1 protein-coding gene is annotated in these 961 nt (G+C 48.8%); it reads right to left on the bottom strand.

Features of this window, described 5'->3' with window-relative positions; genetic code table 11:
• A partial coding sequence (locus R7E78_RS24890; RefSeq protein ID WP_318058444.1) for an ACT domain-containing protein occupies positions 1 to 961 on the bottom strand: 961 nt, incomplete at both ends.

Below are 961 nucleotides of genomic sequence, written 5' to 3'. Positions count from 1 at the left end.
CATTTTGTTGTTCTTCGCTGAGTCTACCGCCAGCTTCGCTAGTGAGAATAAATAAGTCCTCTGCACGTTCGCCGATAGTCGTGATCTTTGCGCCGTGGAGGTTAATATTCAAATCGGCAAAAGTACGTCCGACTTTGGCTAGTAGTCCCGGAGTATCGAGTGCTACAAACTCCATCAAGGTATGTTTCTTCCCTTTCGTTGGTAAGAAATCGACTTTGGTTTTCACATTGAAGTGTTGAAGTTTATTTGGAGTGCGGCGCGTTTTAATCTTCGTCGGACGACCCGCTTCCAGTACGTGAGTGAGGTGTTTAATCACGGCAGCATGGCGAGATTCGTCAATGGCTTCTCCATGTTGGTCGAGCACCATGAAGGTATCAATCACGTGGCCGTCTTTGCTGGTCATGATTTGTGCGTCATGAACGTTAAAGTTACGACGGTCGAGCTCCGCCACCACGGTAGCAAACAACGCTGGTTGATCTTTGGTGTAAACGAACACTTCTGTTCCACCGCGCGTAGCCTTTTTGCTGATAAGTACCAGCGGCTTGTTTGGATCATCCATACGCAGCAAATGCGCACAATGCCAAGCGATTTGAGTGTGAGTATGGCGCAAGAAATAGTCGGCTTTGAATCGTTGCCACAACACTTCGATTTGGCGCGCAGAAAACCCTTCTTTGCGCAGCAACGCGGAAGCCATTTGTTGGTTATGGCGAATACGCTCACGCACATCAACCGGATTTTCTAATCCGCGACGCAGTGCGCGTTGCGTTGAGTAGAAGAGCTCGGCAAGCAGCGTGCGTTTCCAAGCATTCCACAGCTCTGGATTGGTTGCGCAAATATCCGCAACCGTGAGACACACTAAATACTCAAGAGATTCTTCGTCACGAACTTGTTTCGCAAACTCTGTAATGAGGTCAGGATCGTAAATATCGCGTCGTTGTGCGGTGACTGACATGAGAAGGTG

It is taken from the genome of Vibrio sp. YT-19(2023), assembly GCF_033337395.1.
This window is presented reverse-complemented; position numbering and strand designations above follow the sequence as displayed.